The following is a 26733-nucleotide window of genomic DNA, read 5'->3' on the forward strand; positions in this document are numbered from 1 at the left end:
TTCAGACGACCTGGTGGAGCCAGCGCACCGGGGCGCCCTCTCCCGCGTAGCGGAAGGGTTCCAGCTCGTCGTCCCAGGGCTTGCCGAGCAGTTTGGCGATCTCCGCCTCCAGGTCGGTCTCGCCGCGGGCGGACCGGGCCAGGGCGGCGCGCAGCCGGTCCTCGGGGATCAGGATGTCGCCGTGCATGCCGGTGACGGCGTGGAAGATGCCGAGCTCCGGGGTGGAGCTGTAGCGCTCGCCTTCGGCGGTGGGGCAGGGTTCGGCGGTCACCTCGAAGCGCAGCAGGTGCCAGCCGCGCAGCGCGGAGGCGAGCTTCGACGCGGTGCCGGCTTCGGCCTGCCAGGAGAACTCTGCTCTCCATGTGCCGGGTGAGGCGGGCTGCCTGATCCAGTCGAGGTTCACCCGCACCCCGAGCACGCCCGCAACTGCCCATTCCACGTGCGGGCAGAGCGCGCGCGGTGCGGAATGCACGTACAGAACTCCACGTGTCGTCACCGGGACCTCCAGTGTGGGACGAGGTCGGGAATAAACTCCAGAAAAAGGACAGAATGTGACGTGATGTAATGTAACGGAAATTATTTGACATTGCGCAACGGGACCTGCGGCCGAAACGCCACGGGAAAAAGCTACCGTGCGCCAGGGGTCATGGTGTGACGTACGGTCGGTCCGAGGCCGCCAAACACCGAGCTTTCACTCAGCAGGACGCCCCCGGAGTACGCGGGGCGACGAGGAGGGAACCACCCGATGCGCACCACCGCCCCGCGACGCCGCGCACGCCGGACACTCGCCGGAGCGGGCGCGGCGATGGTCGTCCTGACCGGTGCGCTGACCGGGTGTCAGTCGGGCGGGTCGGCCACGGAGGGCGAGCGGGGGGCCCAGGCCGGGCCGCGCTGGAACACCGCCCCCACGTCGATCGCCGCCGTCGGCGATTCCATCACGCGGGGCTTCGACGCCTGTTCGGTGCTGGCGGACTGCCCGGAGGTCTCCTGGGCCACCGGGAACGACCCCGCCGTGCACTCCCTCGCCGCCCGGCTGCTCGGGGACGCCGGGGTGCCGGAGCGCAGCTGGAACCTCGCGGTGACGGGCTCTCGGATGGCGGACCTGGCGGGGCAGCTTGCCTCGGCTGCGGAACACAAGCCCGACCTGGTCACGGTGATGGTGGGCTCGAACGACGCCTGCCGCCCGCTGGCCTCGTCGATGACTCCGGTGGCGGATTTCCGGGCGGGGTTCGAGAAGGCCCTCGCCGGTCTGCGGGCGGCCTCTCCCGCGTCCCAGGTGTACGTCTCCAGCGTGCCGGACCTGCAGCGCCTGTGGGAGCAGGGCAAGGACAGCCCGATGGTGCGGCAGATCTGGAAACTGGGGATCTGTCAGTCGATGCTGGCGGACCCGCTGTCGGCGGCGACGGGGGCGACGTCCCGGCGCGAGCAGGTGCGGGCGCGGGTGGTCGAGTACAACGAGGTGCTGCGCGAGGTCTGCGCGAAGGACCAGCTGTGCCGCTACGACGGCGGTGCGGTGTTCCAGTACCCGTTCGCCGCCGACCAGTTGAGCCACTGGGACTGGTTCCACCCGGGCAAGGACGGGCAGGCCCGGCTCGCAGAGCTGGCGCACCGTCAGGTGACGGCGGCCGAGCCGCCGCGCTGACGCGCCACGCGTCGCCGACGGCGCCGGAGGGACCGGGGGCGGGTGTCAGGGCCCGCCCCCGGTCCGGTTCATGGGTGATTTCCGGCCAGTCCGGATCTTCTAGATCTCCAGGGTCGCCGTCAGCCGCGTGTCGCCGTGGGCGTGGCTCGCGCGGACCTCGTAGGCGCCGCCGATGCGCTGCCAGCGGCCGGCCGGCTCGTCCCAGATCTCGAAGGCCCGGGCGGGCAGGGCGATCTCGGCCTCGACGCTCTCCCCGGGGCCGGCCTCGACCCCGGCGAAGGCGGCCAGCCAGCTCGCGGGGCGCTCCACGGTCGCGCTCTGCGCGCCGTCGGACGCGGTGTCCACGGGGGCGAGGTAGAGCTGGACCACCTCGCGGCCGGGCCGGGTGCCGGTGTTGGTGATGCGGACCCGGGCGGTGGTGCCGGTGACCTCAAGGGACTCGTACGCCCAGTCGGTGTAGCCGAGGCCGTATCCGAACGGGTAGGCGGGGGCGATCCCGTGGGCCTCGTACGCCCGGTAGCCGATGAGGAGCCCCTCGCGGTACTCCAGCCGGCCGCCGTCCGGGACGACCTCGGTGACGGGCGCGTCGGCGAACCGCGCGGGCCAGGTGGTGGGCAGCCGCCCGCCCGGCTCCGCGTCCCCGAGCAGTACGTCGGCCAGCGCGGCCCCGCCCTCCTGCCCGGGGAACCAGGCCAGGAGCACGGCGGCCACCTCCTCCCGCCACGGCAGCTCCACCGGGGAACCGGCGTTGACGACGACCACGGTGTTCGGGTTGACGGCGGCGACGGCGCGCACCAGGTCGTCCTGGCGGCCCGGCAGGGCGAGGTCCTGCCGGTCGAAGCCCTCCGATTCCACGCGCTCGGTGGTGGCGACGACCACGACCGCGGTGTCGGCGGCGCGCGCGGCGGCCACGGCCTCGGCGATCAGCTCGTCGGCGTCGCGCTGCGGGCCGAGGTGGAGCAGCGAGAACATGATCGCCTTGAGCGGCAGGGTGGTCGTGTCGGGGACCTGGAAGGTCAGCGAGACGTCGACTGCCTCCCCCTCGGCGAGGTCGACGCGGCCGCGTTCACTGGGGGCGCCGAAGAAGGCCTCGAAGGGGTCGGCCTCGTCGCCCATCGGCTGGACGCCGTCCCAGAGGGTCTCGCCGCCGACGGCGAGGGCGAACGCGCCGAGCCCGCGGGTGCCGAAGGCGTGCGCGCCGCTCTCGCGCGGCACGAAGGTCCCGGTGACCTCGATGCTGGCCATGGTCTCGTACGAGGCACCCGCGGGCAGGTCGTCGCCGATCCACTGGACCTGGCCGGTCGGCAGGCTGCCCTCGCCGAGGACGGCGCCGGAGGCGTCGCGGCAGATCGCGCGGAGCTCGAAGCCCTTGTCGGCGGGGGTGAGCTCCTCGCTGGGGTCGGCGCCGACGGCGAAGGTCAGCGATCCGGCGGGCAGGGCCGCGGTCAGCCCGTCCAGCGGGGAAACGATCCGTTCGGGGAAGACGGTGGCCGAACCGCCGCCCAGGACGCGGGCGTCGCGGGCGGCGGCCCCCAGCAGGGCGACGGTGCGGCCGGGTGCGGCGTCCAGCGGCAGGGCGCGCCGCTCGCCGGCCACGGGCTCGTTGCGGACGAGGACGGAGCCGCGGGCGGCGATCTCGCGGGCCAGCGCCTGACCGTCGATCTCGGCCGGGGGCCCGGTGACGGCTGCGGGGGCGCCCTCCAGGATCCCGACACGGGCGGCGAGGCGCAGTACGTTGCGCACGGCCTCGTCCACGGCGGACTCGGGGACCTCGCCGGCCCGGACGGCCTCCGCGAGGGGAGGGCCGTAGACGGTCTGCGGTCCGGGCATGGCGACGTCGAGGCCGCCGAGGATGTCGCCGGTGGTGGAGCGGGCGGCCATCCAGTCGGAGACGTTGCACCCGTCGAAGCCCCATTGGCCCCGCAGGACGTCGTTCACGAGGTACTGGTGCTCGGTCATCGTCGTGCCGTTGACGCGGTTGTACGCCGTCATGATGCCCCAGGGGTGGGCATTGGCGACGATGGCCTCGAAGGGCGCCAAGTACAGCTCGCGCAGCGGGCGCGGGGCGATGACGCTGTCGACGGTGAACCGCTCGGTCTCGGCGTCGTTGCCGACGAAGTGCTTGACGGTGGTGCCGACGCCGCCGTCCTGGACGCCCTTCACGTAGCCGGTACCGATGGCGCCGGTCAGGTACGGGTCCTCGGAGTAGCACTCGAAGTGCCGGCCGCCGAGCGGGGAGCGGTGCAGGTTGACGGTGGGGGCGAGGAGGACGTGGACGCCCTTGCGGCGGGCCTCCTGGGCGAGGAGCCGGCCGGCGCGGCGGGCGAGCGCGGGATCCCAGGCGGCGGCGAGCGCGGTCGGGGAGGGCAGTGCGATGGACGGGTCGTCGGCGGTCCAGCGCACGCCGCGGACCCCGATGGGGCCGTCGGACATGACCAGGGACTCCAGCCCGATCTCGGGAACGGCGGGCAGGGACCACATGTCCTGGCCGGCCAGCAGGCGGGCCTTGGTGTCGAGGTCCAGTTTGCCGAGCGCCGCCTCTACGGCGTCGTGGCGGGCCTGATCGGCATCGGTCACGGCCGTGCCTCCTCATCGTGTGCGTGCGGTGGGGTGTGGTGCGGGCGCCGCGGGGGTGTCCCCCATCGTGGACCTGATACCTGTAGAACGGTAGGGTTCGTAATGTTTTCGTGATGTTCCGATAGCGTACGTACGGCTCCGCCGCCGAGGCGGGGCGCGGCGTGGACGGAAGGGGAGCCGGGGCGATGGCCAGGGCGAGGAGCGAGGAGCGGCGCGGCGACATCGTCCGCGCGGCGGTCGAGGTGATCGCGGAGCGCGGCTACCGCGGCGCGTCCCTGGGCGCGGTGGCCGAGCGCGTCGGCCTGACCCAGCAGGGGCTGCTGCACTACTTCCCGACCAAGGAGGCGCTGCTGGTCGCGGTGCTGGAGGAGCGCGACCGCTGGGACACCGGCGGCGGCTCGCGCGCCTCGGCCGGCACCTGGCGCCTGGAGCTGCTGGCCTCGCTGGTGGAGTACAACGCGATGCGTCCCGGCATCGTGCAGACCTTCTCGGCGCTGCTGGGCGAGAGCGTCACCGACGGGCATCCGGCGCGGGAGTTCTTCACCGAGCGGTACGCCCAGGTGCGCGCCGAGATGGCGGCGGTGCTCCGCGCCGAGTTCGGCGACCGACTCCCCTCGGGCCTCACCCCGGAGCAGGCGGCGCCCCTGCTGACCGCGGTCATGGACGGCCTCCAGTACCAGTGGCTGCTCGCCCCGGAGTCGGTGGACATGCCGGCGGCGTTCCGCTCCTTCCTGGCCCTGCTGCGCGGGCCCGAAGCGTCCTAGGGCCGGCCCAACAGCGGGTCGTGGACGGCGCAGCGCGGGCGCCGGGACGGGGCGGGGACCCGGTAGTAGACCCGGTCGCGCAGGCGTCCCGTCCAGGGCTCCCGCTCCGAGCGCCGCTTGACCAGGAGATGGCGGCTGCTGCCCGCCTCCAGGTGGGTGCGGTACGCGGCGAGCAGCGGGTCCGAGGCGCCGAGGAAATCCCGGATCTGTTCCTCCACCAGGCAGAACGGGCAGTGCGCTCCGGGCGGCAGGTGGAACTGGCGGCCCTCGGGATGGTCGTCGTCGGCGAAGGCGGTCAGCGCCGTCGCACCGCTGAACATCACGCACACGCCCAGGACCTGGGGCCCCGCGGCGCCCGCCGCCTGCCGGATCAGCCCCTGGAACTCCTCGGCGTCGACCCGCCGGATACGGGCCGCCAGGCTCCGCATCGCCGCCAGCAGGCTGTGCACCGCGGCCACCAGGGACACCAACGCGACCGCGACCACGGCCCAGGGCGGCGCGGTGGACGCGAGCAGGCACAGCACGCCCGCGTTCAGGGCGGCCATGAGGAGCACCGCCACCCGCAGGCCGGCGCCGCTGGTGCGGACCATGCGGTACGACACGACCAGGAAGGCACCGGCGAGGACCGGTCGGATCCAGTCGGGCATCAGCCGGCCCTCCGTCAACTCCGGCGAACACACGGGCCGTTACAGCATCGCCCGGCCGCACCGCCACGTCGAGCCCCTCGTCGGTGCCTGCCTCGAACCCTGCCTCGAACCCTGCCTCGAAGCCTGCTTCGGGACGCACGGCGGGCCGCACGTCTGCCCGCCCGTCGGGAGCTGCGGCCGCGCTGGCATGCTGAGTTCGTGAAGATCGCAGCAGCGCAACTCAACTGCGTCCCGGCCGACGTCCCCGCCAACACGCGGCGCAGCGTCGCACTCGCCGTACGGGCCCGGGCGCAGGGCGCCGAGCTCGCAGTGTTCCCCGAGTTCACGCTCACCGGCTACGAGTTGGAGGCCCTGGCCGCCGACCCCGGACTGTGGATGGCGGACGCCGACGACCCCCGGCTGGATCCGCTGCGGTCCGCCGGCCTCGCCGTCGCCGTCAATGTCGCGCTGCGCACGACCGGCCCGCTGCCCGCCATCGCGACACTGGTGTACGGGGCGGACGGCGCGCACCTGACGACGTACACGAAGCAGCACCTGTACCGGCACGAGCAGGGCGCCTTCGTAGCCGGCGAGGGCCCGGGCCGCTTCACGCTCGGCGGGATCCGCTTCTCGCTCGGCATCTGCTACGACAACCACTTCCCGCAGCTCGCCGCCCGCGCGGCGGCGGACGGCTGCCGGGTCCACCTCGCGAGCTCCCTGTACGGGACGGGCGACGGGATCCGGGAGCGGGCGAGCGTCCACACCGGGATCGCCGAGGAGCACGGCCTGTACGTCGCCCTCGCCAACCACGTCGGCCCGTCGGGCCCGTGGACCGGCTGCGGCCGCGCCGCGCTCTGGGCCCCGGGCGGCGCGCTGCTCGCCGAGGCCGACGACCGTACGGCCTCCGTGGTGACGGCGGACGTCGGCCCCTGACGGCCGCCGGCGCGCCGGCGCGGCGGGACACCGGCGCGGCGGGACACCGGCGCGGCGGGACACCGGCGCGGCGGGACACCGGGCGGCCCCTCGGGACGTGGACCGCCGTCAGCCGACCGCCGGGACCTTCGAGTGCCGTCCGGTGCGCGTGCTGTCGTCCCGCTGCACGGGACCCTCCGCCGGAGCGGCCCCGCGGTCCCGCACCAGCGCCGGCAGAACCAGCGCGAACGCGGCCGCCGTGTACACGCCGGTCCACAGCACCCAGCCGCCGGGCGGCACCCAGTGCGCCGAGAACGGCACCCACGGGCCGTTGACACCGACCGCGAAGCGCCGCAGGGCCCAGAAGAACGCCGCCGCATTGGCCAGCGCGAGCCCGGCCGCGCCGAAGCCGACCAGCCTGCGCCACGGGAACCCCTGCTCGGGTGCCCTGCTCGCGCAGATCAGCACCGCCATCAGCGGCAGGCCCACGGCGAACGGCAGCAGGTAGCGGCCCTGCCAGACCATGCCGAGCTGCTCCGCCTGGGAGGCTTGCGCGACGACCGGCACCACGACGATCGCCACCAGCATGCCGATCAGCGCCACCGCTTCGCGCGCCCGCCCGTACGCCAGCCCCAGCGCGGTGAGGACCGCGATCACGCCGAGCCAGACCAGCCAGGTGAACGCGGGCGCCGGGGTGTCCAGCCAGCCGAAGTAGCCGAGCATCTGGTGGACGTACGTCTCGGTGTTGCCGAAGGTCTGCCGGGCGGCTTCCTTGGCGGTGAGCGTCTTGGGCGTGTTGATCACCGAGTTGTCGGGGTGCGCACGGGCCCAGAGCAGCGCACCGGCCGTGGCCGCGCCGAGCAGGGCCGTCCAGACCCACAGGGCCTTGCGGCGCAGCACCGAGCGCACCACGCCGCGGTGTGCCAGGAGCAGGCCGAAGAAGACCGCGCCGGAGAACCAGATCAGCCCGAGCGGGCGGATGTTGATCAGCACCAGCCCGCCGATGCCGACCCGGGCCAGGCGCCGGTTCAGCAGCCTCGGATCGGGCGACATCAGGATCGACAGCAGGGCCGTCCAGACGAGGATGCCGGCGGCGATCTCGCCGCCGCTGGGGTTGACCATGCCGGCCATGTAGAGGGCCATCGGCGTGGCCGCGGTGAACACGCCGAGCAGGGCGAGCGAGCGCCCGCGCCGCCATTCGGCGGCCGTGACCACGGCACCGGCCAGCAGGGCCGAGCAGAGCGCGGCCGACATCAACCGCATCAGGTACAGCCCGTTGGGGCCCTTGACCAGCAGGCTCGGCCAGCCCGTGGCGAGGTAGTAGGCCGGGTGGTAGCGGCCGGCGGCGGTGGTGACCTGGACGATCTTCTCGGAGTGCCCGATCCGGGGCGCGCAGGAAGCGGGTTTGTCCTCGTGCCAGGCGTAGCACTCGTGCTGCTTGGGCAGCGGCCCGTACCACTCGGGCAGCTGTACGCCGGTCTCGGCGAACTTGCCCTCGATGCCCGCCACCATGTGCGGGACCATCACCTCGGGGCCGCCGATCTGGCCCCGGGCGACGGCGGCCGCGCGGATGAAGTGGGCGTGCTCGTCAGGGGAGCCGCCGAGCGGGGTGGCGGCCGACCAGGAGGCCGCGAGCGTGAAGAACAGCGCGAAGGCGATGGCCCAGAGCCGCTTCGGGGTCCGGGCCGACCAGTCGGCCAGGCGCGTCAGTGCGGAGATCATCGCTTCCCTCTGATCATCGGATGTAGCTCAGCCAGCTCTGGTCGCCGTCCTTGGAGCACTCGTGCTTGGGCGCGAACTTCGGGCACTTCCCGTCCTGCTTCCGGATGGTGTGCGAGACCCACGGCAGGATCCGGTAGGTGCCGTCCTGGGCCGGCATGTAGCGGTCGGACATCGAGGAGGAGACCGTGCCGAGCAGCAGCAGGAGGGCGCAGAGGGTGCCGATCACCGCTCCCTCGCGGCCGGGGAAGCCGACGGCGCTGCGAACCGGGGAGGTGCTGCCCGGAACGGGTGCGCCCGCACCGGTCGCGGTGCGGCGCTCGGCCAGCTTCAGCGAGACCAGGTGGGCCACCAGTGCGCACAGGATCAGACCGCAGTAGAGCAGCTGGTTGTTGGTGCGCGTGTACAGCTGGACGGTCTGCGTCTCGTACATGTGGGAGGCGATGTACATGCGCATCACCCACGCGCTGATGAACATCGCGGCGATGGTGACGACGAGCGGCTTGCGCAGGCCGAGCCAGATCGCGGCGCCCAGGCAGACGAAGGTCACCAGGGCGAACAGCCCCACCCCGCCGAACTCGCCCGGCGGCGGCCAGTCGCCGACCTTGCCCGGCATGTCGGTGCGCCACATCAGGTAGTAGGCCGGGTCGGTGAAGTTGTCGAAGCGGAAGTTGTAGTCCTTGGTGGTCTGCCCTTCCTTCAGCATGACCATCAGGTAGCGCCCGGCGACCACGAGGAAAGCCGCCAGGGCTGCGCCCATGAACGCCGCGCCCTTGACCCGGCCCGTCCGCCACGGGAAGTACAGCAGGGCGGCGAACAGCACGCCGGCCGCGCTCCACAGGAACCAGCCCGAGTAGGTGAGGAACAGCACGCCCAGCAGCGCGCCGAACCCGGCGCCCTTGAGCAAGAGGGGCCGCCAGCCCTCGGTGCCGCTGCGGCGCAGCGCCACGACCATCGCGACCAGGACCGGGATGAGCAGCGCGAGCACCGTCTGGCTGTACGGCTTGTACGCGTCGATCAGCGCGAAGGCGGGCACGACGCCGAAGGCGAGCGCCCGGAGCGGGCTCAGCAGCATCCGCCAGGCCAGGTAGACGAGCGGGCCGAAGGCGGCGGCGCCGAGGATCTGCAGGTCCTTGAAGGCGTACGCGGTGTTGCCGCCACGGAACCACTCGGCGTAGTAGCCCAGGGTGTAGAGCGGCATCGGCGGGTAGACCGGCGAGCCCGAGGGCTGTCCGTTGGCGACGGCGTGGGCCCATTCGACGATCCGGCCGCTGTCGCCGTTGAGGCCGAACATCGGCCAGGGCGTGCCCAGCAGCGCGACGACCGCGCCCGCCGCGACGAAACCGCTGGCCAGGCCCGCGACGGCCGCGGCGGCTATGCGGGTCGCGAGGTCGAAGTGGCGGCCACCGCGCAGCCGCATCGCCAGCAGTACGGCGGCGACGAACAGCAGCCCGATCAGCGCGAACCGCAGCTGGATCGCGGCCAGGCCGCTGACCTGCGCGATCCGGTTCAGGGGGTTGAGCTTGAACCCGCGCGCCAGCAGCGGGAGGGCCAGGGCCGCGGCGAACGCCACGGCGGCTTCCAGCAGCAGGAGCCCAGCGCGGGAGCGCAGCGCGCGGCGCGGGGCCGGGCCCGCGGATTCCGGGGCGCCGGGTGCGTGCGCGGCCGGTCCGCTCGGGGGAACAGGGCGCACGGCCGCCGACCCCTCGGTACTGACTGTCACTGACGGTGTCCCTACTGCTGGTCGGTGCGCGGCGCGACGGCCGGTCGGCGTTCTCGGTGAGCCACTGCCCGGCTCCGGGCCCGCAGGTCCGGTGCGCCGAAGCCGTGACGGCTCCGGACCCGTGCGGCGGGCGGCGGGCGGCGGGCCGGGGGACGGTGTGGGACGGCCCCGGCTCTTGCCGCCACGCATACTATCGGGCCGCCTGTGACGGGTGCGGGTTCCGCGACGGCGGCCGTCGCCACAGGGAGAAGGCGCAGGTCAGTCGAGGACGCCGAGTCCGGCGAGGAGGAAGAGGAGCACCCAGCCGCCCAACGACAACCAGCCGAGCACCAGGCCGATCGTCGCGGGAGCCGTCCCCTCGTCCCCGCGGGCGCGGATCTGTGCCTTGGCGACGTGCCCGGTGATCACGGCGCCCAGGCCCGCGAGGCCGAGCGTCGGCAGGCTCAGTACGCCGAGCGCGAGCGAGGCGATCGCCATCCCGTTGACCGGACGGTGCGGTACGGGCATGGGCATCGGCATCGGAACCGGCGGCCCGTAAGCGGCCGGCAGCCCGGGCACCGCGGCACCGAACGGAGCCGCCACGGGCCCCGCCGGCAAGTCCGCGACCAGCTGCGCGAGCTGGCCGTACGTCTGCGCCTGGTACACGGCGTCGAAGCGCTGCCCGTACTCCTCACGGGAGAGTCGGCCCTCCGCGTAGGCGGCCTTGAGCACGTCCACCGTCCGGTCGCGGTCCGTGTGCGAGGCGCGCATCGCGGACTGCGCGGTGTGCGCGGGCTGCCACGGCTGCCCGTACGGCTGCTGCTGCGGGCGGACCGGGTACGGCTGCCCCCACGGCTGTTCGGCCATCCGGCCACCTCCGAAACCCCTGCGCGCGGTGCGCGCCTCCAGGATGGAGGACGAAAGGGCAGCCGCGGTAGTTGCGGGCCTCCCGGGCCGGTACCTGCGACGAGGGCGACGCGTGTGATGAGGTGGCGGGCATGACCGACTCGATGACGATCACGGTTCCGGCCCACCTCAGCGGATATCCCGGAGTGGCGTTCGGCGGCTACGTGGCCGGGGTGCTGGCCGCGCGGGCGGCCGCGAAGACCGTACGGGTGGACTTCCGCCGGCCGGTGCCCACGCAGGCCCCGGTCCGGCTCGCCCCGACGGCCGGCGGCGGCGCGGAGCTGTTGGACGGTGAGCTGCTGCTGGCGGCGGCGAGCCCGGCCGAGCCGGCCGTGGAGGCCCCCGGGGCCCCGTCCTGGGAGCAGGCGTCGGCGGCGGCCGAGGCCTACCGGACGGCTCCGCCGGACGGAATGGTCGACTGCTTCGGCTGCGGCCTGCACCGCACGCCCGACACCGGACTGCGGCTGCACTGCGGCCGCGTGCCGGGGAGCGCGGTGGTCGCCGCCGCCTGGACCCCCGGCGCCGCACTCGGCGACGCGGACGGGCTGCTGCCGCCCGAGCTGGTGTGGGGCGCGCTGGACTGCCCGGGCAACGCGGCCGGCCGACTGCTCGACGACCGGCGGGCCGGTGCGGTCACCGCCGCCCTGACCGCGCGGCTACTGCGGCCGGTGCCGGTCGGCGAGGGCCTCGTCTCGTACGCCTGGCTGCTGGGCAGCGAGGGCCGCAAGTACCGCGTGGGCACGGCCCTGGCCACCGCCGGTGGCGACCTGTGCGCGGTCGCCGAAGCCCTCTGGGTGGAGCCCCGCTCCCAGGCTTAGGCTCCGGGCCGCGGGGAGGTCAGCGGTACGGGTTCGACGCGGGCCCGTGGTTTCCGGCCTCGCCGCCGCCCGGGTACTGCGGGGGCTGGTACTGCGGGGCCTGGTACTGCGGGGGCTGCTGCGCGTACGGGTTGTGCTGGGGCGCCGGGTACTGCTGGGGCGCCGGGTACTGGGGCTGGGCCGGGTACTGCGGCGCCGCGTACGGGGCCTGCTGCTGCGGGAGCGGGTGGGAAGGACGGCCTGGGTCCTCGGCCCCGTCTGCGGCGGTTCGTTCTTCGTCCTCGCCGCGCAGCTCCCGGACCATGAGCGTGGCTCCGGCCACCGCACCCGGCATCAGGAACACCGCGACCAGCGGCACCAGGAACGCCAGCACCAGCGGTACGCCGAAGCCGAGCGCCATCGAGCGGCGGCCGCGCAGCAGGGCGAGGCGGTCCTTCAGCTCCACCTCGCGGCGCTGGAGCGCCACGGCGGTGAGCTCTTCGGTGAGGAAGAACCCGGACACGCAGAACCCGACCACCGGGATCACGGTCTGTCCGACCACGGGGATGAAGCCCAGTGCGAAGAGCGCGATCCCGTACAGCAGCACCCGGACGAGCACCTTGATGCTGTCCCGGGCCGAGATCCACAGCTCCCGGGCCAGCGGCAGCCCGGATTCGGGGGCGTCGCCGCCGACGCTGCGGTCGACCTGCTCCGAGAGGGACTCGTAGAACGGCTGGCCGATGAGCAGGGTCACCGCCGTGAAGGTGATCACCGCGATGAAGAGGCCGAGGCAGAAGACCAGGGCGGTCAGGAAGCCCCGGAAGAGGCCGAGCCAGGGAGAGCCCCAGTCGTCGGCGAAGGGCGTCGCCCATGCCGTCAGGTCGTCGGCGCCGTAGCCGAGCCCGACGAGTGCACCGGCGTACAGCACCAGTGCGAGCAGCCCGGGCAGCAGGCCGAAGCCCAGCCACCGGCCGTTACGGAACACCCATCTCTGTCCGGCCAGCAAATGGCCGAATCCCCCCGCAAGATCACGCATGGGCACAGCTTACGGCGAAGGCCGCACCCCGGGATCGGGGTGCGGCCTCCGGTGAGCGCGAGCCGGATCAGACGGCGAGCTCGACCGTGATGTTGCCGCGGGTCGCCTTGGAGTACGGGCAGACCTGGTGGGCCTTCTCGATCAGGTCCTTGGCGGTGGCGGGGTCCACGTTCGGGATCACGGCGGAGATCTTGACGATGATGCCGAAGCCCTCGTCGTTCTTGCCGATGCCGACCTCGGCGGTGACGGTCGAACCGGAGATGTCCGCGTTCTCGTTGCGGGCGACGACACCGAGGGCGCCCTGGAAGCAGGCGCTGTAACCGGCGGCGAACAGCTGCTCCGGGTTGGTGCCGGCGCCGCTGCCGCCCATCGCCTTCGGCGGGTTCACGACGACGTCGAGCTGGCCGTCGTTGGTGGCCACACGGCCGTCACGGCCGTTCTCGGCGGTGGCGACAGCGGTGTAGACGACATCGGACTGCTGGATGGACATGTAAAGAGATCCTCCTGGTAATCGCCGTGACTCGCGCCCACGATCACGACGGTGTGCAGTGAGCCTAACCGGTGAAGGAAACGATCATCTTTCCGGTGTTCTCACCGCGCAGCATGCCGAGGAAGGCGGCGGGCGCGTTCTCCACGCCCTCGACGACGGTCTCGTCGACCACGAGCTCACCGGAGCGCAGCCAGCCGGCGACGTCCTGGACGAACTGCGACTGGAGCCCGGCGTGGTCGCCGACCATGACGCCCTGCAGGCGCAGCCGCTTGCCGATGACCAGGGCCAGGTTGCGCGGGCCGGGGGTCGGCTCGGTGTCGTTGTACTGGGCGATCGCCCCGCACAGGGTGGCGCGGCCGTGCACGTTCAGGGAGGAGATCGCGGCCTCCAGGTGATCGCCGCCGACGTTGTCGAAGTAGACCTCGATGCCCTCGGGGGCGGCTTCCTTCAGCTGCTCGCCGACGGGGCCGTTCTTGTAGTTGAAGGCGGCGTCGAAGCCGTACTTCTCCGTGAGGAGCGTCACCTTCTCGTCCGAGCCGGCGGAGCCGATCACGCGGGAGGCGCCCTTGATCTTCGCGAACTGGCCGACGAGGCTGCCGACCGCGCCGGCCGCGCCGGAGACGAAGACGGAGTCGCCCTCCTTGAAGGAGGCCACCTCGAAGAGGCCTGCGTAGGCGGTCAGGCCCGGCATGCCCAGCACACCGAGGTAGGAGGAGAGCGGCGCGAGCGAGGCGTCGACCTTGGTGGCGTGCTTGGCGTCGAGGTCGGCGTACTCGCGCCAGCCCAGGCCGTGCAGTACGTGGTCGCCCACCTCGAAGCCTTCTGCGGCGGAGGCCACGACCTCGCCGACCGCGCCGCCGTCCATCGGCTTGTCCAGCTGGAAGGGCGGGATGTAGGACTTCACGTCGTTCATCCGGCCGCGCATGTAGGGGTCCACGGACATGTGCAGGTTGCGCACCAGGATCCGGCCCGGGGCCGGGGCCGCGACCTCGACCTCGCGCAGGGCGAAGTCCTCGGCCACGGGCCAGCCCTGCGGACGGCGGACGAGGTGCCACTCGCGGCTGACGGCGGGGATCTGAGACATGGGTGCTCCCGAATCGAGGTGTCGGCACCTGGGCGCCGAGGAATACTTCAGTAACTGAAACAACCATGCGCCTGGATATTTCATGTTGTCAAGTAAATGGGTACTCTGGATCCATGCCCAGTCGTCGCGCAGATCCCCTGACCCTTGAGGTTGTCGAGCTCATCGGCTCCGTCGTGGCCCGCTACCACGAGGAGTACGAGCACGCGGCAGCCAGCCACCAGCTCACCGGCGCCCAGGCCCGGGTGCTGAACCTGCTCTCCCTGGAGCCGATGCCGATGCGCCGGATCGCGCAGCAGCTCAAGTGCGAGCCCTCGAACATCACGGGCATCGTGGACCGGCTGGAGTCGCGCGGCCTGGTCGAGCGCAGGCCGGACCCGGCGGACCGCCGGGTGAAGCTGGCCGCACCGACGGAGGAGGGCCTGCAGACCGCGGACCGGCTGCGCGAGTCGCTGGACTTCGCTCGCGAACCGCTGGCCGGGCTGTCCGCGGCCGAGCGGGCGGTCCTGCGGGACCTGCTCAAGCGGATGCTGGGCTGAGGGCAGGTCCGGGCAGCGGAAAAGGGCTGCTCAGCAGAGCTCAGCAGAAGAAGATGAACCAGCAGCCGCCGCTGGTCGGCGTCGGGCTCGGGCTCGGCGCCGGAGACGGGGGACGCGCCGTCCCGGAAGCGCTCGGCGAGGCCTTCCCGGACTGACCGGGCTTCACGGACGGCCCCTTGCCGGGGGAACCCTTCGTCGGTCCGGGCTTGCCGGATGCGGAGGCCGACGGAGACGGATCCGGCTCCGACGAACCCTCGGCCGACGCCCCGGGCTCGGCCGACCGCGTCCCGCCCCCGGTGGCCTTCGCGGCCGCGGAGGCCTTCACCGGCTTCAGCGCCGAAGGCGCGGCGGGAGTCCCGTGCCCGCTCGGCAGCGGAGCCGGGTCCTGCGGGCCGTTCCCGTCGGTGAGCACGACCTCGGCGGCCCGGTCGGTCTTCTGGCCCTCGGTGACGATCCGGGCCAGCGCGACCGTGCCCCCGGCGGCGAGCGCCAGTCCGAGCCCGATGGTCAGCACGGTCCGGCGGCGCCGGCGGTGCGTGGCGCGGCGCCGCGCGCCCGAGCGGCCCTCGTGGGCTCCGGCCAGCACGACGATCGAGTCCGCGAACGGGTCGGCGGGCTCCGGACCGGGAGAGCCGTACGGGGCGCCGGAGCCGTAGGGGGCTGCGGGCACGCCGGAGCCCCCGGGCGCGGCGGGCGGCAGGTACTCGATCGGGGTTCCGCACCCGGCACACGCCAGGGCTCCGTTGAGGTGCCTCCGGCACGCGTGGCAGTAGTCCATGACGACCGCACGCTACGTGGTTCCGCGCAACATCCGTATCGCGGGTTCGTGGAGGTCCTGTGTGGAATCGTGGCTTCCATGACTCCGTCCGCACCTTCGGGACCCTTCGGTCCGGCCGCCTTCCAGCTGGTGCTGCTGCGCCGGATGGCGGACTTCCGGCCGGACCTCGCCGAGGCGGCGCGGCAGCACCTGGGCGCCTCGCTCGCCGATCAGCGGGAGGCGAACAAGCGCTGGCAGGCGATGGTGCGCTCGCCCCGCTCGCGCGGGGCGCTGGCCCGCTACCGCTCGGTGCTCGGCCCTCCGGAGTCGACGGCCGCCCGCACGATCGGCGACCTGGAGTGCGAGGCCCTGGTGTGGCCGGTGCCGCTCTGGCCCGACCTGCGCTTCGAGGTGCTGGCCGCCCCGGACGGGGCCGTGTGGAACGAGTGGCTGGTACGGGCCCCGGGCGCGCGGGGGCCCGTACTGGAGACGGTGCAGGACCTGCGGCCGTGGTCGGCCACGGTGGACGAGGTGGCGCGGGCCTTCGCCCCGGTGCGCCCGATGGAGGGCACGGCGCCGACCCGGTGGCGCCTCGCGTTCACCGCGCGGGGGAGGCCGTGCGTGGCGGAGTTCACGTACGGCCTGCTCCAGCGCCTCGCGGTGGACGGCGTCGAGATCTGAGGGCGCCGGGGCCCCGGAGGTCGGGATCTAGGAGGCGAGGAAGGAGCGGACGCCCGCCGAGGTGGCGTCGTCCCCCAGCAGGTCGTTGTGCTTGATGCAGCCGACGGGCGTGTTGGCCGCGCCGGCGAGCGGGACGCTGCTGTCCGGGTTGACGACCTCGTCGCAGTTCGACCAGAAGGTCGCGTACTTCACCGCGCCCGGCGTCTCGTCCCCGGAGTTCAGGTTCTTCACGACGTACGAACCGGGGGTCATGTCCCGGCACGCCTGGTCCCACAGGGCGCAGGCCCACGCGGTGGAGGTGCCGTGGTTGGGGCCGGCCAGCGAGACCCAGTGGTCGACGGTGGCGGTGCCGCCGCCGAACTTCACGTACCAGCGGCCGACGAGCGAGCCGAGGGAGTGCGCCACGACGTCGACCTTGGCGGCGCCGGTCTGCCGGCGGACCTGGTCGACGTACGCGCCGAGCTGCCCGGACAGGACCTCGTTGACGGACTGGTGCGTGTCGTATCCCCAGGAGAAGAGCTCCGAGTCCGTGTACCCGGCGGCGCGCAGGTCCTCGCGCAGACCGCCCCAGACGCCCGGGTCGGCGTTGTAGCCGTGGATGAAGACGACCGGGTTGTGCGACTGCACGGGCGCGGCGGCTCGGGCGGGGAGGGGTGCGAGCAGGGCCAGGCAGAGCGTCAGGAGCGCGAGCAGTTTCTGGCGGGGCGTCAGCATGGGGTCCCCTTACCTTGTTACGCACGAGTAGCGCGGTCAGTGCGCGCATGGTGCTGCCTGTCGGTACAGAAATCCACCCCCGTGCAGCACCTCTCGCCCCGTGCGACACACCCGGCCGGAGCAGCCCAACGGGCGCTATGCCCCATTCGCCCGAGAAGATATGAAATGCAGCCGGCAGTCGCCGGTCTTCTTGCGTTAGCGCTCTCGGGAGGATCTGCCGTGACCGTCAGTCTTGAGCAGTTGCGCCGCTGCCACGTCGCCGTCGACTTGGGAGCCGCCAGGACCCGCGTCTACGTCAAGGGCGCCGGCCTGGTCGTCGACGAGCCCAGCGTCGCCGCCGTCAACACCCGTACCGGTGCACTCATCGCGGTCGGGACGTTCGCCGAGCGGATGACGGGCCGCACGCCCGACTACATCCGTGTCGTACGCCCCGTCTCCGGCGGCACCGTCGTCGACATCGAGATGGCACAGCGGATGCTGCGCCACCTCCTCGGCGAGAAGCTGCGCCGCGCCCTGCGCCGCAAGCCCCGGCTGCGCGCCGCCGCCTGCACCCCGCACGACGCCGACCCGCTCGCCCAGCGGGCCGCCGTCGAGACGATGGTCGGGCTCGGGGCCCGGCGCGTCGAACTCGTCGACACCCTGATCGCGGCGGCCGTCGGCTGCGGCCTGCCCGTGGAGCAGCCGACCGCGACGATGATCATGGTGTGCGGGGCCGCCGCCACCCAGGTCGCCGTCCTCTCCCTCGGCTCCATCGTCACCGCCCAGCGGATCCCGGTCGGCGGCGAGGCCATCGACCACGCCGTCGTCCAGCACCTGCGCCACGCACACGAGCTGATGCTGCCCAGCCAGGCCGTCCGGCCGCTCCAGCTGGCCCTGCACGGCAACGGCATCACCGACGGGGGCCCCGCCTCCACCCTCATCCACGGCCGCGACGTGGCCACCGGGCTGGCCCGCTCCGTCCACGTGGACACCGCCGCCGTCCGTGACGCCATCCACACCCCGCTGACCGCCGTCCTCGACGGCATCGGCAAGGTGCTGCGCGACTGCCCGCCCGACCTGGTCGCCGACCTGACGGACCGGGGGATCATGATGGTGGGCGGCAGCGCCCTGCTGCCGGGCCTGGACCAGATGCTGCGCGACGCCACCGGAATGCCCGTCGCCATCGCGGAGCGGCCGGACGTGTGCGCCATCCTCGGTCTCGGCATGATGCTCGAAGGGAAGATCGCCCCGATGGTCCTCAACCCGCTGGCCGAATGACGAACGCGGAGCCCGAGCCGGCCGACCCCGCGGAACGGGCGACTCTGCCCGTACTCCTGGAGGCGGTGCTCAGCGTCGGCTCCGAACTGGAGCTGCAGGCCACTCTCCAGCACATCGTGGAATCGGCGACCGAGCTGTGCACGGCCCGGTACGGGGCGCTCGGGGTCATCGACCCCGAGCGCCTGCGGCTGACAGAGCTCTACACGGCCGGGCTGAGCGAGGCGGAACGCGCCGCGATCCCCCACCTGCCCGACGGACGCACGGGCGTGATCGGCGCGCTGATCACCGATCCGCGCCCGCTGATGCTGGAGGACCTGTCGAAGGACCCGCGCTCGGCCGGGTTCCCGCCGGGCCATCCCCCCATGCACAGCTTCCTGGGCGTCCCGATCCGGGTCCACACGGAGGTGTTCGGCAACCTCTACCTCACCGAGAAGCAGGGCGGCGGGCCGTTCACCGACGAGGACCTCGCCCTGATGCGCGTCCTGGCCTCCCAGGCGGGGATAGCGATCGGCAACGCCCGGCTGTACGAGACGGCGCGCCGCCGGGAACGCTGGATCGAGGGTGCCGCCGCCGTCACCACGACCCTGCTGGCCGGCCGCCCGGCCGCGGACGCGCTGATGTGCGTGGCCGAACGGGCCCGGCTGCTCGCCGACGCGGCGGCCGGGGTGGTGCTCCAGCCGACCCCGGAGGGCGGCATGGAGATCGTGGCCGCCTCCACCCACGGGGACACCGGGGACCTGATCGGCACCGCCATCGCCCCCGGCTCGGCGGTCCTGGAACAACTCCTCGGCGGCGAACCCGTCTTCATCGAGGACTCGGCGACGGACCCGCGGATGACCACGCACGTGCGGGAACGATTCGGCCCGAGCATGATGCTCCCGCTCCAGAGCAGCGGCCAGCTGATCGGCACCCTCGCCCTGCCACGGGCCCGCGGCGGGCGCCCGTACGACGCCGTGGACCGGCTGCTGGCCTCGCAGTTCGCCTCCCAAGCCGCACTGGCCCTCGTACTGGCGGACGCACAGCACGACCGGGAGCAGCTGGCCGTCTACGAGGACCGCGACCGGATCGCGCGGGACCTGCACGATCTGGTGGTCCAGCGGCTGTTCGCGACGGAAATGATGCTGGAGAGCACGAAGAAGCGCTCGGCGGCCGCACCGTCCGGGGACACGGTCGGCGACGAACTCGGCCGGGCGGTGGACGAACTCGACTCCACCATTCAGGAGGTCCGCACCGCCATCTTCGCCCTCCAGCAGCCGCCGACCGACGCGCCGACGACGTTCCGCGGCCGGGTCCTGCGGGAGACGGGCGGGGCGGCGGTCCTGCTGGGCTTCCAACCCTCGGTCCGCTTCGCGGGCGCGGTCGACGCCCTCGTCGCGGAGCCGGCCGCGGGCGACCTCCTGTCCGCCCTGCGCAGTGCCCTGGCCGCGGCCCACCGCCGCCCGGCGGTCACGTCGATCGAGGTCGACGTGGACGCGACCCCGACCCGCGTCCGCCTGACGGTCACCGACGACGGCCGCACGGAGAAGGGAACGCACGGAACGACCCTGCGGTGGCAGGCGGCGTTCTAGGCCGGCCGGTGGGCGGCCCGCAACGCGATCCGGGTACTGGACTGCGCCACCCCGGCCTCCCGCTTGAGCCGGCGCAGCAGCGCGTCGAGCGCGGCAGGATCGGCGGCCCGGGCCCGTACGAGGTAGTCGTACTCCCCCGTCACGTGCACCACCTCGGTGATCCCCGGAAGGGTGGCGACCTTCGCCTCGAACTCGTCGTTGCTGACGTCCTGGCGCAGTACGAGATCGATGAACACCACGAGCCCGCCCCGGGTGTCGGCGGCCGGATCCACGATGACGGTGAACCCCCGGATCACCCCGTCCCGCCGCATCCGGCGCACCCGATCGGCGGTCGCGTTGGCGCTGAGCCCGACGCGGACGCCGAGGTCACGGTACGAGATCCGCGCATCCTGCTGCAGGATGCCGAGGATTTCCCTGTCGAGGCGGTCCATACCGCGATTCTCGCAGCCGGGGCCGATATGCGCCGCTGCGCCCGCACCCCCGCCCCCCACCCTCCCCTCATGAACGGATTCCTCTCCCCCGCGCTGTCGGGCGCGGTCGCGGGCCTGGGCGTGGCCATGCCGATGGGTGCCATGAGCGTGCTGCTGCTCCAGGAGGCGGTGCGGCACCGCCGCACGGCGATGGCCGCGGCGGCGGGCATCGCCACCGTCGACCTCGCCTACGCGGCCCTCGCCACGGCCCTGGGCCCCTGGGTGGCCTCGCACGTCTCCCCGATCGAAGCCTGGATCCGCCTCACCTCGGCGGCGATCCTCCTCTGCATCGCCGCCCATGGCCTGCGCCCCACCCTCCCAACCCCGCCGACGCTTGAGGCGCAGGGACCGGGACGAAACCCCGACCCCTCGGCCACGCCGGCGTTTGAGGCGCGGGGTCCGGGGCGGAGCCCCGGTTTCGGGAAGGGGCGGGGTGGGGAACTGCCGCCCGCAGGGCCCCACCCCGCCGGCCTCCCCGCACCGGAACCCCTGACCGGAGCCGAGGTCGGGCCCCGGGTCGGGGCAGGGACCGGGGTCGGGGCAGGGACCGGGGTCGGGGCAGGGACCGGGGTCGGGGCAGGGACCGGGGCCCGGTCGGACGGCAGGGGCGGTGCGGCGCGGGCCTTCACCCGGTACGTCGGCCTCACCGCCGTGAACCCCACCACCGCCCTCTACTTCGCCGCCCTCACCACCGCCCAGGCCGCCACCCTCACCACCCCCACCACCGCCGCCGTCTTCCTCGGCGGCGTCGCCGCCGCCTCCCTCCTCTGGCAGCAGACCCTCGTCGCCCTCGGCGCCTTCGCGGGCCGCAAGATCTCCCCCACCGCCCGCGCCTGGACCTTCCGCCTCGGCTACGGCCTCGTCGCCGCCTACGCCCTGAAGATCGCTTTCCCCCTGCCGAGCCTGACGTGACCCCATAGGGTGAATCCGTGACGACGACCCGCCTCTCGGCCCGCGCGGCCATCGCCTCCGTGGCCGACCCCGGCAGCTTCGCCGAACTCCCCGCCCCCCGGCGCGATTCCGCCCCCGACGGCCCCCTGACCTGGGCCGGATACGACGACTCCCGCGCCCGCGCCACCACGCGGACCGGCGAGCAGGAGTCCGTCGTCACCGGGACCGCCCTCATCGGCGGCCGTCAAACCACCGTGATCTCCTTCGAGTTCGGCTTCCTGGGCGGCTCGCTCGGCGAACGCACCGGAGACCGGCTCGAAGCCGCCTACACCCACGCTCGCGAACACCGCCTCCCCCTCGTGTCCTTGATCGCCACCGGCGGCTCCCGCATGCAGGAGGGCATGCTCGCGCTGACCCAACTCCAGCGCGTGGCACGCCAGTCCGTCCTGACCCGGGCCGCCGGGCTCCCGCAGATCGCCGTGCTCCGCGATCCCACCACCGGTGGCGGCTGGGCCACGCTCGGCGCCGGGGCGGACGTGGTGCTCGCGCTCCCGGGGGCCCAGGTCGGCTTCGCCGGCTCCCGGGTGCGGCCGGCGGACGCGGACCCGGCGGCGTACACCGCCGAGGGGCAGTACGCCGCCGGCCACGTGGACGCCGTCGTCCCGGCCGCCGAACTGCCCGCGACGCTGGCCGACTGGCTCCGCGTCCTGGCCGCGCCCCGCTCCGCCGAACCGGTCGAGCCCCCGGCGGCGCTGTCGGACGTACCTCCTCCGCCGACCGGCTGGGACGCCGTACGGCAGGCCCGTCACCCGGACCGGCCGCGCGCCGGGGCGTACCTGGACGCGTACTTCGCGCTCCGCCTCCCCCTCTCGGGGGACCGGGCGGGCGCCGTCGACCCCGGGATGCTGTGCGGGTTCGGGCTGCGGGAGGGGCGGGCCGTCGCGTACGCCGCCCAGTGCGGCACCGCGACCCGCCCGGCGGGATACCGTACGGCGGCCCGCGTGATCCGCCTCGCGGACCGCCTCGGGATCCCCGTGCTCACCCTGGTCGACACCCCCGGCGCGGCCAACGACGCCGCCGCGGAACACGCCGGCGCCGGCGCGGCCATCGCGGACACGTTCGCGGCGGTCGCGGCGGCCGGGGTCCCGGTGACCACCCTCCTGATCGGCGAGGGAGGCTCGGGCGGGGCGCTGGCCCTGGCCGCACCGGGGAACACCTGGGTCACCCCGGACAGCTACTTCTCGGTGATCGCCCCCGAGCTGGCGGCGGCCATCCTCAAGCGTCCCGCGTCCGAGGCCCCGTCGACGGCGGACCAGCTCCGCATCCGCCCCCAGGACCTGGTCGCCCTCGGCGTCGCCCGCGGCGTGGTCGCCCCCGCCTGACCCCCGCCCCCGCGCGCAACGGCGGCGCGCGGTCGGTTCCCGGCGCGCCCGGCGGAGGCCTGGTTCGCCGTCGCGCGGCCCTACGGGGCCGGGCGCAGGGACGGGACCGGTCCTCCGCGGCCGCTCCGGCCGGCACGACGCACCAGGACCGGCCACTCGGGCGACAACGGACCCGCCGGCCCCCTTCACACCCGCCCGGACCGGGCGAACCGCGCCGGACTGATCCCCACGTACCGCCCGAAGTGCCGGGTCAGATGCGCCTGGTCGTAGAACCCGGCCGCGGTGGCCACCGCCGCCGGCCGCATCCCGGCGAGCAGCAGCTGCCGCGCCCGGGCCACCCGCCGCCCGGTCAGATAGGCGTGCGGCGGCAGCCCGTACGCCTGCCGGAAGCTGCGGATCAGGTGCGTGGGATGGAGGTGTCCCAGCTCGGCCGATGCCTGCGCGAGGGTGACCCCCTCCACCACCCGCGCATCGAGCAGCTCGCGCAGCCGTACGGCGGTGCCCGCACCGCCCGGCCCGCCGCCGGGCGTACTCTCCCGGCCCGCCAGCCGCATCCGCAGCCGCTCCCCGACGAAGGCCAGCCGCGAGTCCGCCTCGAAGCGCTCGGCCGGGGATTCCTGCGAGCCCAGTGCCAGGTGCAGCCCGTGCACACGTGCCCGCAGCGCGGGGTCGTGCAGCAGTGGGGCGTCGACGGCTGCGCCGGTCAGGTGCTCGGGGAGGACGGAGGTGTCGAGGTAGAGCACCCGTTTGCGGAAGCCGGCCTCGGTGACGGTCCGCCCGTCGTGCACGACGCCGGGCGGCAGCAGGATCACCGCGTCCGAAACCCCGACGCCGTGCCGCTCCCGGTCCAGCGCGAAGTCGACGCGGCCGCCGTCCAGGATCATCAGCGCCCAGGTGTCGTGCACGTGGGCGGGGTACGCGTGGTCGGTGAAACGGGCGTGGAAGACCTCGGCGACGCCCGGAACCGACGGCTGCCAAGCGGAGACGGTGCTGCGCGGACGGATCGCGGCCATGCCAGGAACGTACAAGACGGCCCCCGGCCCACCCGGGCAGCCTCTCCCCATGACAACGCATCCGGTGAACATCGCACAGAAGCTGTCCGCGTTCGACGAGCAGTGGGCCCCGCGCCGCATCGCGCGCATCAACGACTACGAGGTCAAGGCCGCCAAGCTCCAGGGCGAGTTCGTGTGGCACAGCCACGAGGACACCGACGAGCTGTTCCTCGTCGTCAGCGGGACCCTCACGATCCGCCTCCGTGACGGGGACGTGGTCCTCGGCCCCGGCGAGCTGTACGTCGTCCCCCGCGGGGTCGAGCACTGCCCGGCGGCGGACGAGGAGGTCTCGATCCTGCTGTTCGAGCCGGCCGGCACGGTCAACACGGGCGGTGCGGGCGGCGAACGTACCCGGGAGCCGATCGACGCCTGAGCCTTCATCACGGGTCACGCGCCACACGTCACGCCTCACGCCTCATGCCTCGCGCGTCACGCCTCATGCCTCGCGCGTCACGCCTGCGGCGACCTCGCGTCGTAGCGGGCGAAGCCTCGCCAGCGCAGGGCCAGCAGGAGCAGCACGAGCACGCACGCAAGCCCGCCGCCCGTGATCGCCACGGCCGGGGAGGTCAGGTCGGCGGCGGTCCCGGCGAGGAAGTCCCCGAGCCGGGGCCCGCCCGCGACGACCACGATGAACACGCCCTGGAGGCGGCCGCGCATCTCGTCGGGGGTCGCGGCCTGCATCATCGTGGAGCGGAACACCATGGAGATGGTGTCGGCGCAACCGGCCGCCGCCAGGGAAAACAGTCCGAGCCACAGGTTCCGGGTGAGCCCGAAGACGGCCACGGCCAGCCCCCAGCCCGCGACGGACAGCAGGATCGCCAGGCCGTGCCGGCGGATGCGGCCCTGCCAGCCGGAGAACAGGCCTCCGAGCAGTGCCCCGACGGCGGGCGCGGCCACCAGCAGGCCGACGGTCTTGGCGTCGCCGCCGTACCAGAGCCCGGCGACGGCCGGGAACAGCGCCCTCGGGCTGGCCAGCACCATCGCGGACATGTCGGTGAAGAACGTCATTCTGATGTTCGGCCGGGTGCCGAGGAAACGCAGCCCGTCCAGTACGGAGGCCCGCCCCCGCCCGCCGTTCTCCCGGGCGGGCAGCATCGCCGGCAGCCGCCACACCGCGTAGAGCGCGGCGAAGAAGGTGACGGCGTCGATCAGGTAGGCGGCCTGGTAGCCCCACCAACCGACGACGAGTCCGCCGAGAACCGGGCCGATCATCGTCCCGGAGGTCATGGTCACCGAGTTCAGCGCGTTGGCGGCGGGCAACTGCTCGGCGGGGAGCAGCCGGGGAATCATCGCGGACCGGGCGGGTCCGTTGAGGGCGCCGCAGACCGCCTGGAGCGCGACGACCGTGTACAGCAGCCAGACCCGGTGGTAGTCGAACAGTGCGGCGCCGGCCAGCGCCGTCGACAGGGCGGTCAGGCCGAGGGAGCTGTACAGGCCGAGCTTGCGCCGGTCCACGGTGTCGGCGATGGCCCCGCCGTACAGGCCGAACACGACGAGCGGGACGAGCGAGAAGAGTCCGACGAGCCCGACGGAGAAGCTGGACCGGGTGATGTCCCAGACCTGGAGCGAGATCGCGAGGGAGGTCATCGCCTGGCCCATCCAGGAGATGGTGCTGCCGACCCAGAGCCGGCGGTAGTCCGGTGAGGTGCGCAGCGGGGTCAGGTCCGCGAATATCCGCGTCGGGCGTCGGGTGGGAGTGCTCGTACCGGTCACAGCGGATGATAACCAGCGGCCCTCCGCCCGGACCCCGGGATTTTCCCGCACCGCACCAGCCGCCCCACGCTGACCGGCGGCCTCAGACCGGGCGGCTCCTTGCCGGTAACTCGCCACTGTCGCAGGACATTTGACTGAATCGACCCGCGCTCCGCCGTGGCGTTCAGCTCATGATGAAAAGACTCGTATGTCCAGGGAGGCGTAGTGATCGAACCTGGCAACAGCACCACGAGCACCGGCAGCGCGGACAACGGCGTCCACGCGGCTCCCCTCACGGCCCCGTTGACCGTCGGTGTCGAGGAGGAGTTCCTCCTCGTCGACAACCACACCTTCCGGGTGGTTCCGGCCGCCCCGCTCGTCCTGGCCACCGCCGCGGGCCTGCCCCACGAAGTGCACCCCGAGGGCACCCGCTACCAGGTGGAGATCTCCACCCCGGTCGCAGGCTCCGCGACCGTGCTGCGCGAGGAGCTCGCCACCTTGCGGCGCACCCTCGCCCGGGCGGCCCGCGCCCACGGCTGCCGGTTGCTGGCCTCGCCCTCGCCGGTCGTGGCCGTGGAGGGGCCGCTGCACCTGACCGACGACGAGCCGCGCCAGCGCGAGCAGCACCGCCGCTTCGGCTCGCTCACCGACACCCTGGTCAGCTGCGGCCGCCACATCCACATCGGCACCTTCGACGTGGACACGGCGGTGGCGGTGTCCAATCGGGTCAGACCATGGCTGCCCACGCTGATCGCGCTGGCCGCCAACTCGCCGTTCTGGGGTGGCCGTGACACCGGTCACGCCAGCTGGCGGGCGATGGCCTGGTCGGGCTGGCCCTCCGCCGGACTGCCCCCGCACTTCACGTCCACGGCCCACTTCCGGCGCTCGGTGCAGACCCTGCTCGGCTCCGGGGCGGCACTGGACACCAAGATGGTCTATTGGGACCTGCGCCCGTCCGGGCACTGGCCGACGCTCGAAATCCGGGCACCCGACATGTCCGCGGACATCGACACGGCGATCCTCCAGGCCGAGCTGGTCCGCGCCCTGGTGGCGACGGCCCTGCGGGACATCGCGGAGCAGCGTCCCGAACCGGCGCTACGGGACGACGTACTGCGCCTCGCGCGCTGGCGGGCGGCCCACGACGGGCTGGAGGGCTTCGGTCTGGACCCGTACACGGGCGCGGAGCTCCCGGCGGCGGACCTGGCGGAGGCCCTGCTGGACCTGGTCGCCACGGAACTCGCGGCGTCGGACGAGCTCGACCACGCGGCCAAGACCCTGGGAGGCCTCCTGCGCGACGGCTCGGGCGCCCACCGCCAACGCGCGGCCTACGCCCGCCGCCAGGACCTGAACGACGTACTGCGCCACCTGGCGGACGAGACGGAGAACTTCTAGCATCCGATACGCCGAAGCCGCAGGCGAGAACGTCTCTTCGCCTGCGGCTGTCCCGGGCTCGGCGCCGACCGCCGGAGGGGCGACGA

General features: G+C 73.5%; 26 protein-coding genes. 12 read left to right on the plus strand and 14 right to left on the minus strand.

The window, feature by feature from the left end; genetic code table 11:
- Position 1: 1 nt before the first annotated feature.
- Positions 2 to 496: a DUF3145 domain-containing protein gene (locus OHA65_RS12940; protein WP_030160508.1), complete on the minus strand. Its 495-nt coding sequence runs from the start codon at positions 494 to 496 to the stop codon at positions 2 to 4.
- A gap of 249 nt (positions 497 to 745) precedes the next feature.
- On the opposite strand from OHA65_RS12940, the gene OHA65_RS12945 reads away from it, so the two are divergent.
- The gene (locus tag OHA65_RS12945; RefSeq protein WP_327283275.1) at positions 746 to 1642 is read left to right on the plus strand and encodes an SGNH/GDSL hydrolase family protein; all 897 of its coding nucleotides are present in this window, start codon (positions 746 to 748) and stop codon (positions 1640 to 1642) included.
- 99 nt (positions 1643 to 1741) lie between these two features.
- On the opposite strand, the gene OHA65_RS12950 is transcribed toward OHA65_RS12945, so the two are convergent.
- Positions 1742 to 4219, minus strand: coding sequence for a beta-glucosidase (locus tag OHA65_RS12950; RefSeq protein ID WP_405761893.1), 2478 nt, complete (start codon positions 4217 to 4219; stop codon positions 1742 to 1744).
- A gap of 185 nt (positions 4220 to 4404) precedes the next feature.
- Here OHA65_RS12950 and OHA65_RS12955 point away from each other — a divergent pair, with 185 nt between their 5' ends.
- The gene (locus tag OHA65_RS12955) at positions 4405 to 4983 is read left to right on the plus strand and encodes a TetR/AcrR family transcriptional regulator (protein ID WP_327283277.1); all 579 of its coding nucleotides are present in this window, start codon (positions 4405 to 4407) and stop codon (positions 4981 to 4983) included.
- On the opposite strand, the gene OHA65_RS12960 is transcribed toward OHA65_RS12955, so the two are convergent.
- Positions 4980 to 5630, minus strand: a complete 651-nt coding sequence (locus OHA65_RS12960; RefSeq protein ID WP_405761895.1) for a hypothetical protein — start codon at positions 5628 to 5630, stop codon at positions 4980 to 4982. The genes OHA65_RS12955 and OHA65_RS12960 overlap by 4 nt on opposite strands.
- Before the next feature lie 198 nt (positions 5631 to 5828).
- Here OHA65_RS12960 and OHA65_RS12965 point away from each other — a divergent pair, with 198 nt between their 5' ends.
- Positions 5829 to 6542 (plus strand): carbon-nitrogen hydrolase family protein, encoded by a 714-nt coding sequence (locus OHA65_RS12965; protein ID WP_405761897.1) that lies wholly within the window; start codon positions 5829 to 5831, stop codon positions 6540 to 6542.
- A 108-nt stretch (positions 6543 to 6650) separates the two neighbouring features.
- On the opposite strand, the gene OHA65_RS12970 is transcribed toward OHA65_RS12965, so the two are convergent.
- The 3 genes from OHA65_RS12970 to OHA65_RS12980 all read right to left on the minus strand — a co-directional run bounded on the left by OHA65_RS12970 (position 6651) and on the right by OHA65_RS12980 (position 10809).
- Positions 6651 to 8243, minus strand: coding sequence for a DUF2142 domain-containing protein (locus OHA65_RS12970; protein WP_328762651.1), 1593 nt, complete (start codon positions 8241 to 8243; stop codon positions 6651 to 6653).
- A 13-nt stretch (positions 8244 to 8256) separates the two neighbouring features.
- Positions 8257 to 9963 carry a hypothetical protein gene (locus OHA65_RS12975; RefSeq protein WP_327283281.1) on the minus strand — a complete coding sequence of 569 codons (1707 nt, stop codon included), beginning with the start codon at positions 9961 to 9963 and terminating at the stop codon, positions 8257 to 8259.
- 258 nt (positions 9964 to 10221) lie between these two features.
- Complete coding sequence (locus tag OHA65_RS12980) at positions 10222 to 10809, minus strand: DUF1707 and DUF4190 domain-containing protein (protein WP_328762653.1); 588 nt, start codon at positions 10807 to 10809, stop codon at positions 10222 to 10224.
- Positions 10810 to 10940: 131 nt separating this feature from the next.
- Between OHA65_RS12980 and OHA65_RS12985 the strand changes: the two genes are divergently transcribed.
- Positions 10941 to 11666, plus strand: a complete 726-nt coding sequence (locus OHA65_RS12985; RefSeq protein ID WP_327283283.1) for a hotdog fold domain-containing protein — start codon at positions 10941 to 10943, stop codon at positions 11664 to 11666.
- A 19-nt stretch (positions 11667 to 11685) separates the two neighbouring features.
- On the opposite strand, the gene OHA65_RS12990 is transcribed toward OHA65_RS12985, so the two are convergent.
- The 3 genes from OHA65_RS12990 to OHA65_RS13000 all read right to left on the minus strand — a co-directional run bounded on the left by OHA65_RS12990 (position 11686) and on the right by OHA65_RS13000 (position 14255).
- Entirely contained in the window at positions 11686 to 12681 is a 996-nt protein-coding gene (locus OHA65_RS12990; RefSeq protein ID WP_328762655.1) for an EI24 domain-containing protein, read from the minus strand.
- A gap of 67 nt (positions 12682 to 12748) precedes the next feature.
- The gene (locus OHA65_RS12995; RefSeq protein ID WP_327283284.1) at positions 12749 to 13171 is read right to left on the minus strand and encodes an organic hydroperoxide resistance protein; all 423 of its coding nucleotides are present in this window, start codon (positions 13169 to 13171) and stop codon (positions 12749 to 12751) included.
- 64 nt (positions 13172 to 13235) lie between these two features.
- Complete coding sequence (locus OHA65_RS13000; RefSeq protein WP_327283285.1) at positions 13236 to 14255, minus strand: NADP-dependent oxidoreductase; 1020 nt, start codon at positions 14253 to 14255, stop codon at positions 13236 to 13238.
- 113 nt (positions 14256 to 14368) lie between these two features.
- On the opposite strand from OHA65_RS13000, the gene OHA65_RS13005 reads away from it, so the two are divergent.
- The gene (locus tag OHA65_RS13005) at positions 14369 to 14791 is read left to right on the plus strand and encodes a MarR family transcriptional regulator (RefSeq protein ID WP_327283286.1); all 423 of its coding nucleotides are present in this window, start codon (positions 14369 to 14371) and stop codon (positions 14789 to 14791) included.
- A 40-nt stretch (positions 14792 to 14831) separates the two neighbouring features.
- Here OHA65_RS13005 and OHA65_RS13010 read toward each other — a convergent pair whose 3' ends face one another.
- Positions 14832 to 15461 carry a hypothetical protein gene (locus OHA65_RS13010; RefSeq protein ID WP_327283287.1) on the minus strand — a complete coding sequence of 210 codons (630 nt, stop codon included), beginning with the start codon at positions 15459 to 15461 and terminating at the stop codon, positions 14832 to 14834.
- A gap of 186 nt (positions 15462 to 15647) precedes the next feature.
- Here OHA65_RS13010 and OHA65_RS13015 point away from each other — a divergent pair, with 186 nt between their 5' ends.
- The gene (locus OHA65_RS13015) at positions 15648 to 16229 is read left to right on the plus strand and encodes a hypothetical protein (RefSeq protein ID WP_327283288.1); all 582 of its coding nucleotides are present in this window, start codon (positions 15648 to 15650) and stop codon (positions 16227 to 16229) included.
- Positions 16230 to 16256: 27 nt separating this feature from the next.
- Here OHA65_RS13015 and OHA65_RS13020 read toward each other — a convergent pair whose 3' ends face one another.
- On the minus strand, positions 16257 to 16943 hold the full coding sequence (locus OHA65_RS13020; RefSeq protein ID WP_327283289.1) for a triacylglycerol lipase: 687 nt from the start codon (positions 16941 to 16943) through the stop codon (positions 16257 to 16259).
- A gap of 219 nt (positions 16944 to 17162) precedes the next feature.
- Between OHA65_RS13020 and OHA65_RS13025 the strand changes: the two genes are divergently transcribed.
- Together OHA65_RS13025 and OHA65_RS13030 are read left to right on the plus strand one after the other, a co-directional pair.
- Positions 17163 to 18200: a rod shape-determining protein gene (locus tag OHA65_RS13025; protein ID WP_327283290.1), complete on the plus strand. Its 1038-nt coding sequence runs from the start codon at positions 17163 to 17165 to the stop codon at positions 18198 to 18200.
- A complete protein-coding gene (locus OHA65_RS13030; RefSeq protein ID WP_327283291.1) occupies positions 18197 to 19768 on the plus strand; it encodes a GAF domain-containing protein in 1572 nt (523 codons plus the stop codon). The genes OHA65_RS13025 and OHA65_RS13030 overlap by 4 nt, the downstream gene beginning before the upstream one ends.
- Here OHA65_RS13030 and OHA65_RS13035 read toward each other — a convergent pair.
- Entirely contained in the window at positions 19765 to 20199 is a 435-nt protein-coding gene (locus OHA65_RS13035; RefSeq protein WP_327283292.1) for an Lrp/AsnC family transcriptional regulator, read from the minus strand. The genes OHA65_RS13030 and OHA65_RS13035 overlap by 4 nt on opposite strands.
- Positions 20200 to 20268: 69 nt before the next feature.
- Here OHA65_RS13035 and OHA65_RS13040 point away from each other — a divergent pair, with 69 nt between their 5' ends.
- Positions 20269 to 21150 carry a hypothetical protein gene (locus OHA65_RS13040; protein WP_327283293.1) on the plus strand — a complete coding sequence of 294 codons (882 nt, stop codon included), beginning with the start codon at positions 20269 to 20271 and terminating at the stop codon, positions 21148 to 21150.
- Positions 21151 to 21167: 17 nt separating this feature from the next.
- On the plus strand, positions 21168 to 22511 hold the full coding sequence (locus tag OHA65_RS13045) for a carboxyl transferase domain-containing protein (RefSeq protein ID WP_328762659.1): 1344 nt from the start codon (positions 21168 to 21170) through the stop codon (positions 22509 to 22511).
- A gap of 185 nt (positions 22512 to 22696) precedes the next feature.
- Here the strand turns inward: OHA65_RS13045 and OHA65_RS13050 are convergent, their stop codons facing one another.
- A complete protein-coding gene (locus tag OHA65_RS13050) occupies positions 22697 to 23524 on the minus strand; it encodes an AraC family transcriptional regulator (RefSeq protein WP_327283295.1) in 828 nt (275 codons plus the stop codon).
- A gap of 49 nt (positions 23525 to 23573) precedes the next feature.
- Here OHA65_RS13050 and OHA65_RS13055 point away from each other — a divergent pair, with 49 nt between their 5' ends.
- On the plus strand, positions 23574 to 23936 hold the full coding sequence (locus OHA65_RS13055; RefSeq protein WP_327283296.1) for a cupin domain-containing protein: 363 nt from the start codon (positions 23574 to 23576) through the stop codon (positions 23934 to 23936).
- 77 nt (positions 23937 to 24013) lie between these two features.
- On the opposite strand, the gene OHA65_RS13060 is transcribed toward OHA65_RS13055, so the two are convergent.
- The gene (locus OHA65_RS13060) at positions 24014 to 25276 is read right to left on the minus strand and encodes an MFS transporter (protein WP_327283297.1); all 1263 of its coding nucleotides are present in this window, start codon (positions 25274 to 25276) and stop codon (positions 24014 to 24016) included.
- 204 nt (positions 25277 to 25480) lie between these two features.
- Here OHA65_RS13060 and OHA65_RS13065 point away from each other — a divergent pair, with 204 nt between their 5' ends.
- Positions 25481 to 26647: a glutamate--cysteine ligase gene (locus OHA65_RS13065; RefSeq protein WP_327283298.1), complete on the plus strand. Its 1167-nt coding sequence runs from the start codon at positions 25481 to 25483 to the stop codon at positions 26645 to 26647.
- The last annotated feature ends 86 nt before the right edge of the window (positions 26648 to 26733 follow it).

Source organism: Streptomyces sp. NBC_00045 (genome assembly GCF_045041095.1).
In the GTDB taxonomy this organism is placed as follows: domain Bacteria; phylum Actinomycetota; class Actinomycetes; order Streptomycetales; family Streptomycetaceae; genus Streptomyces.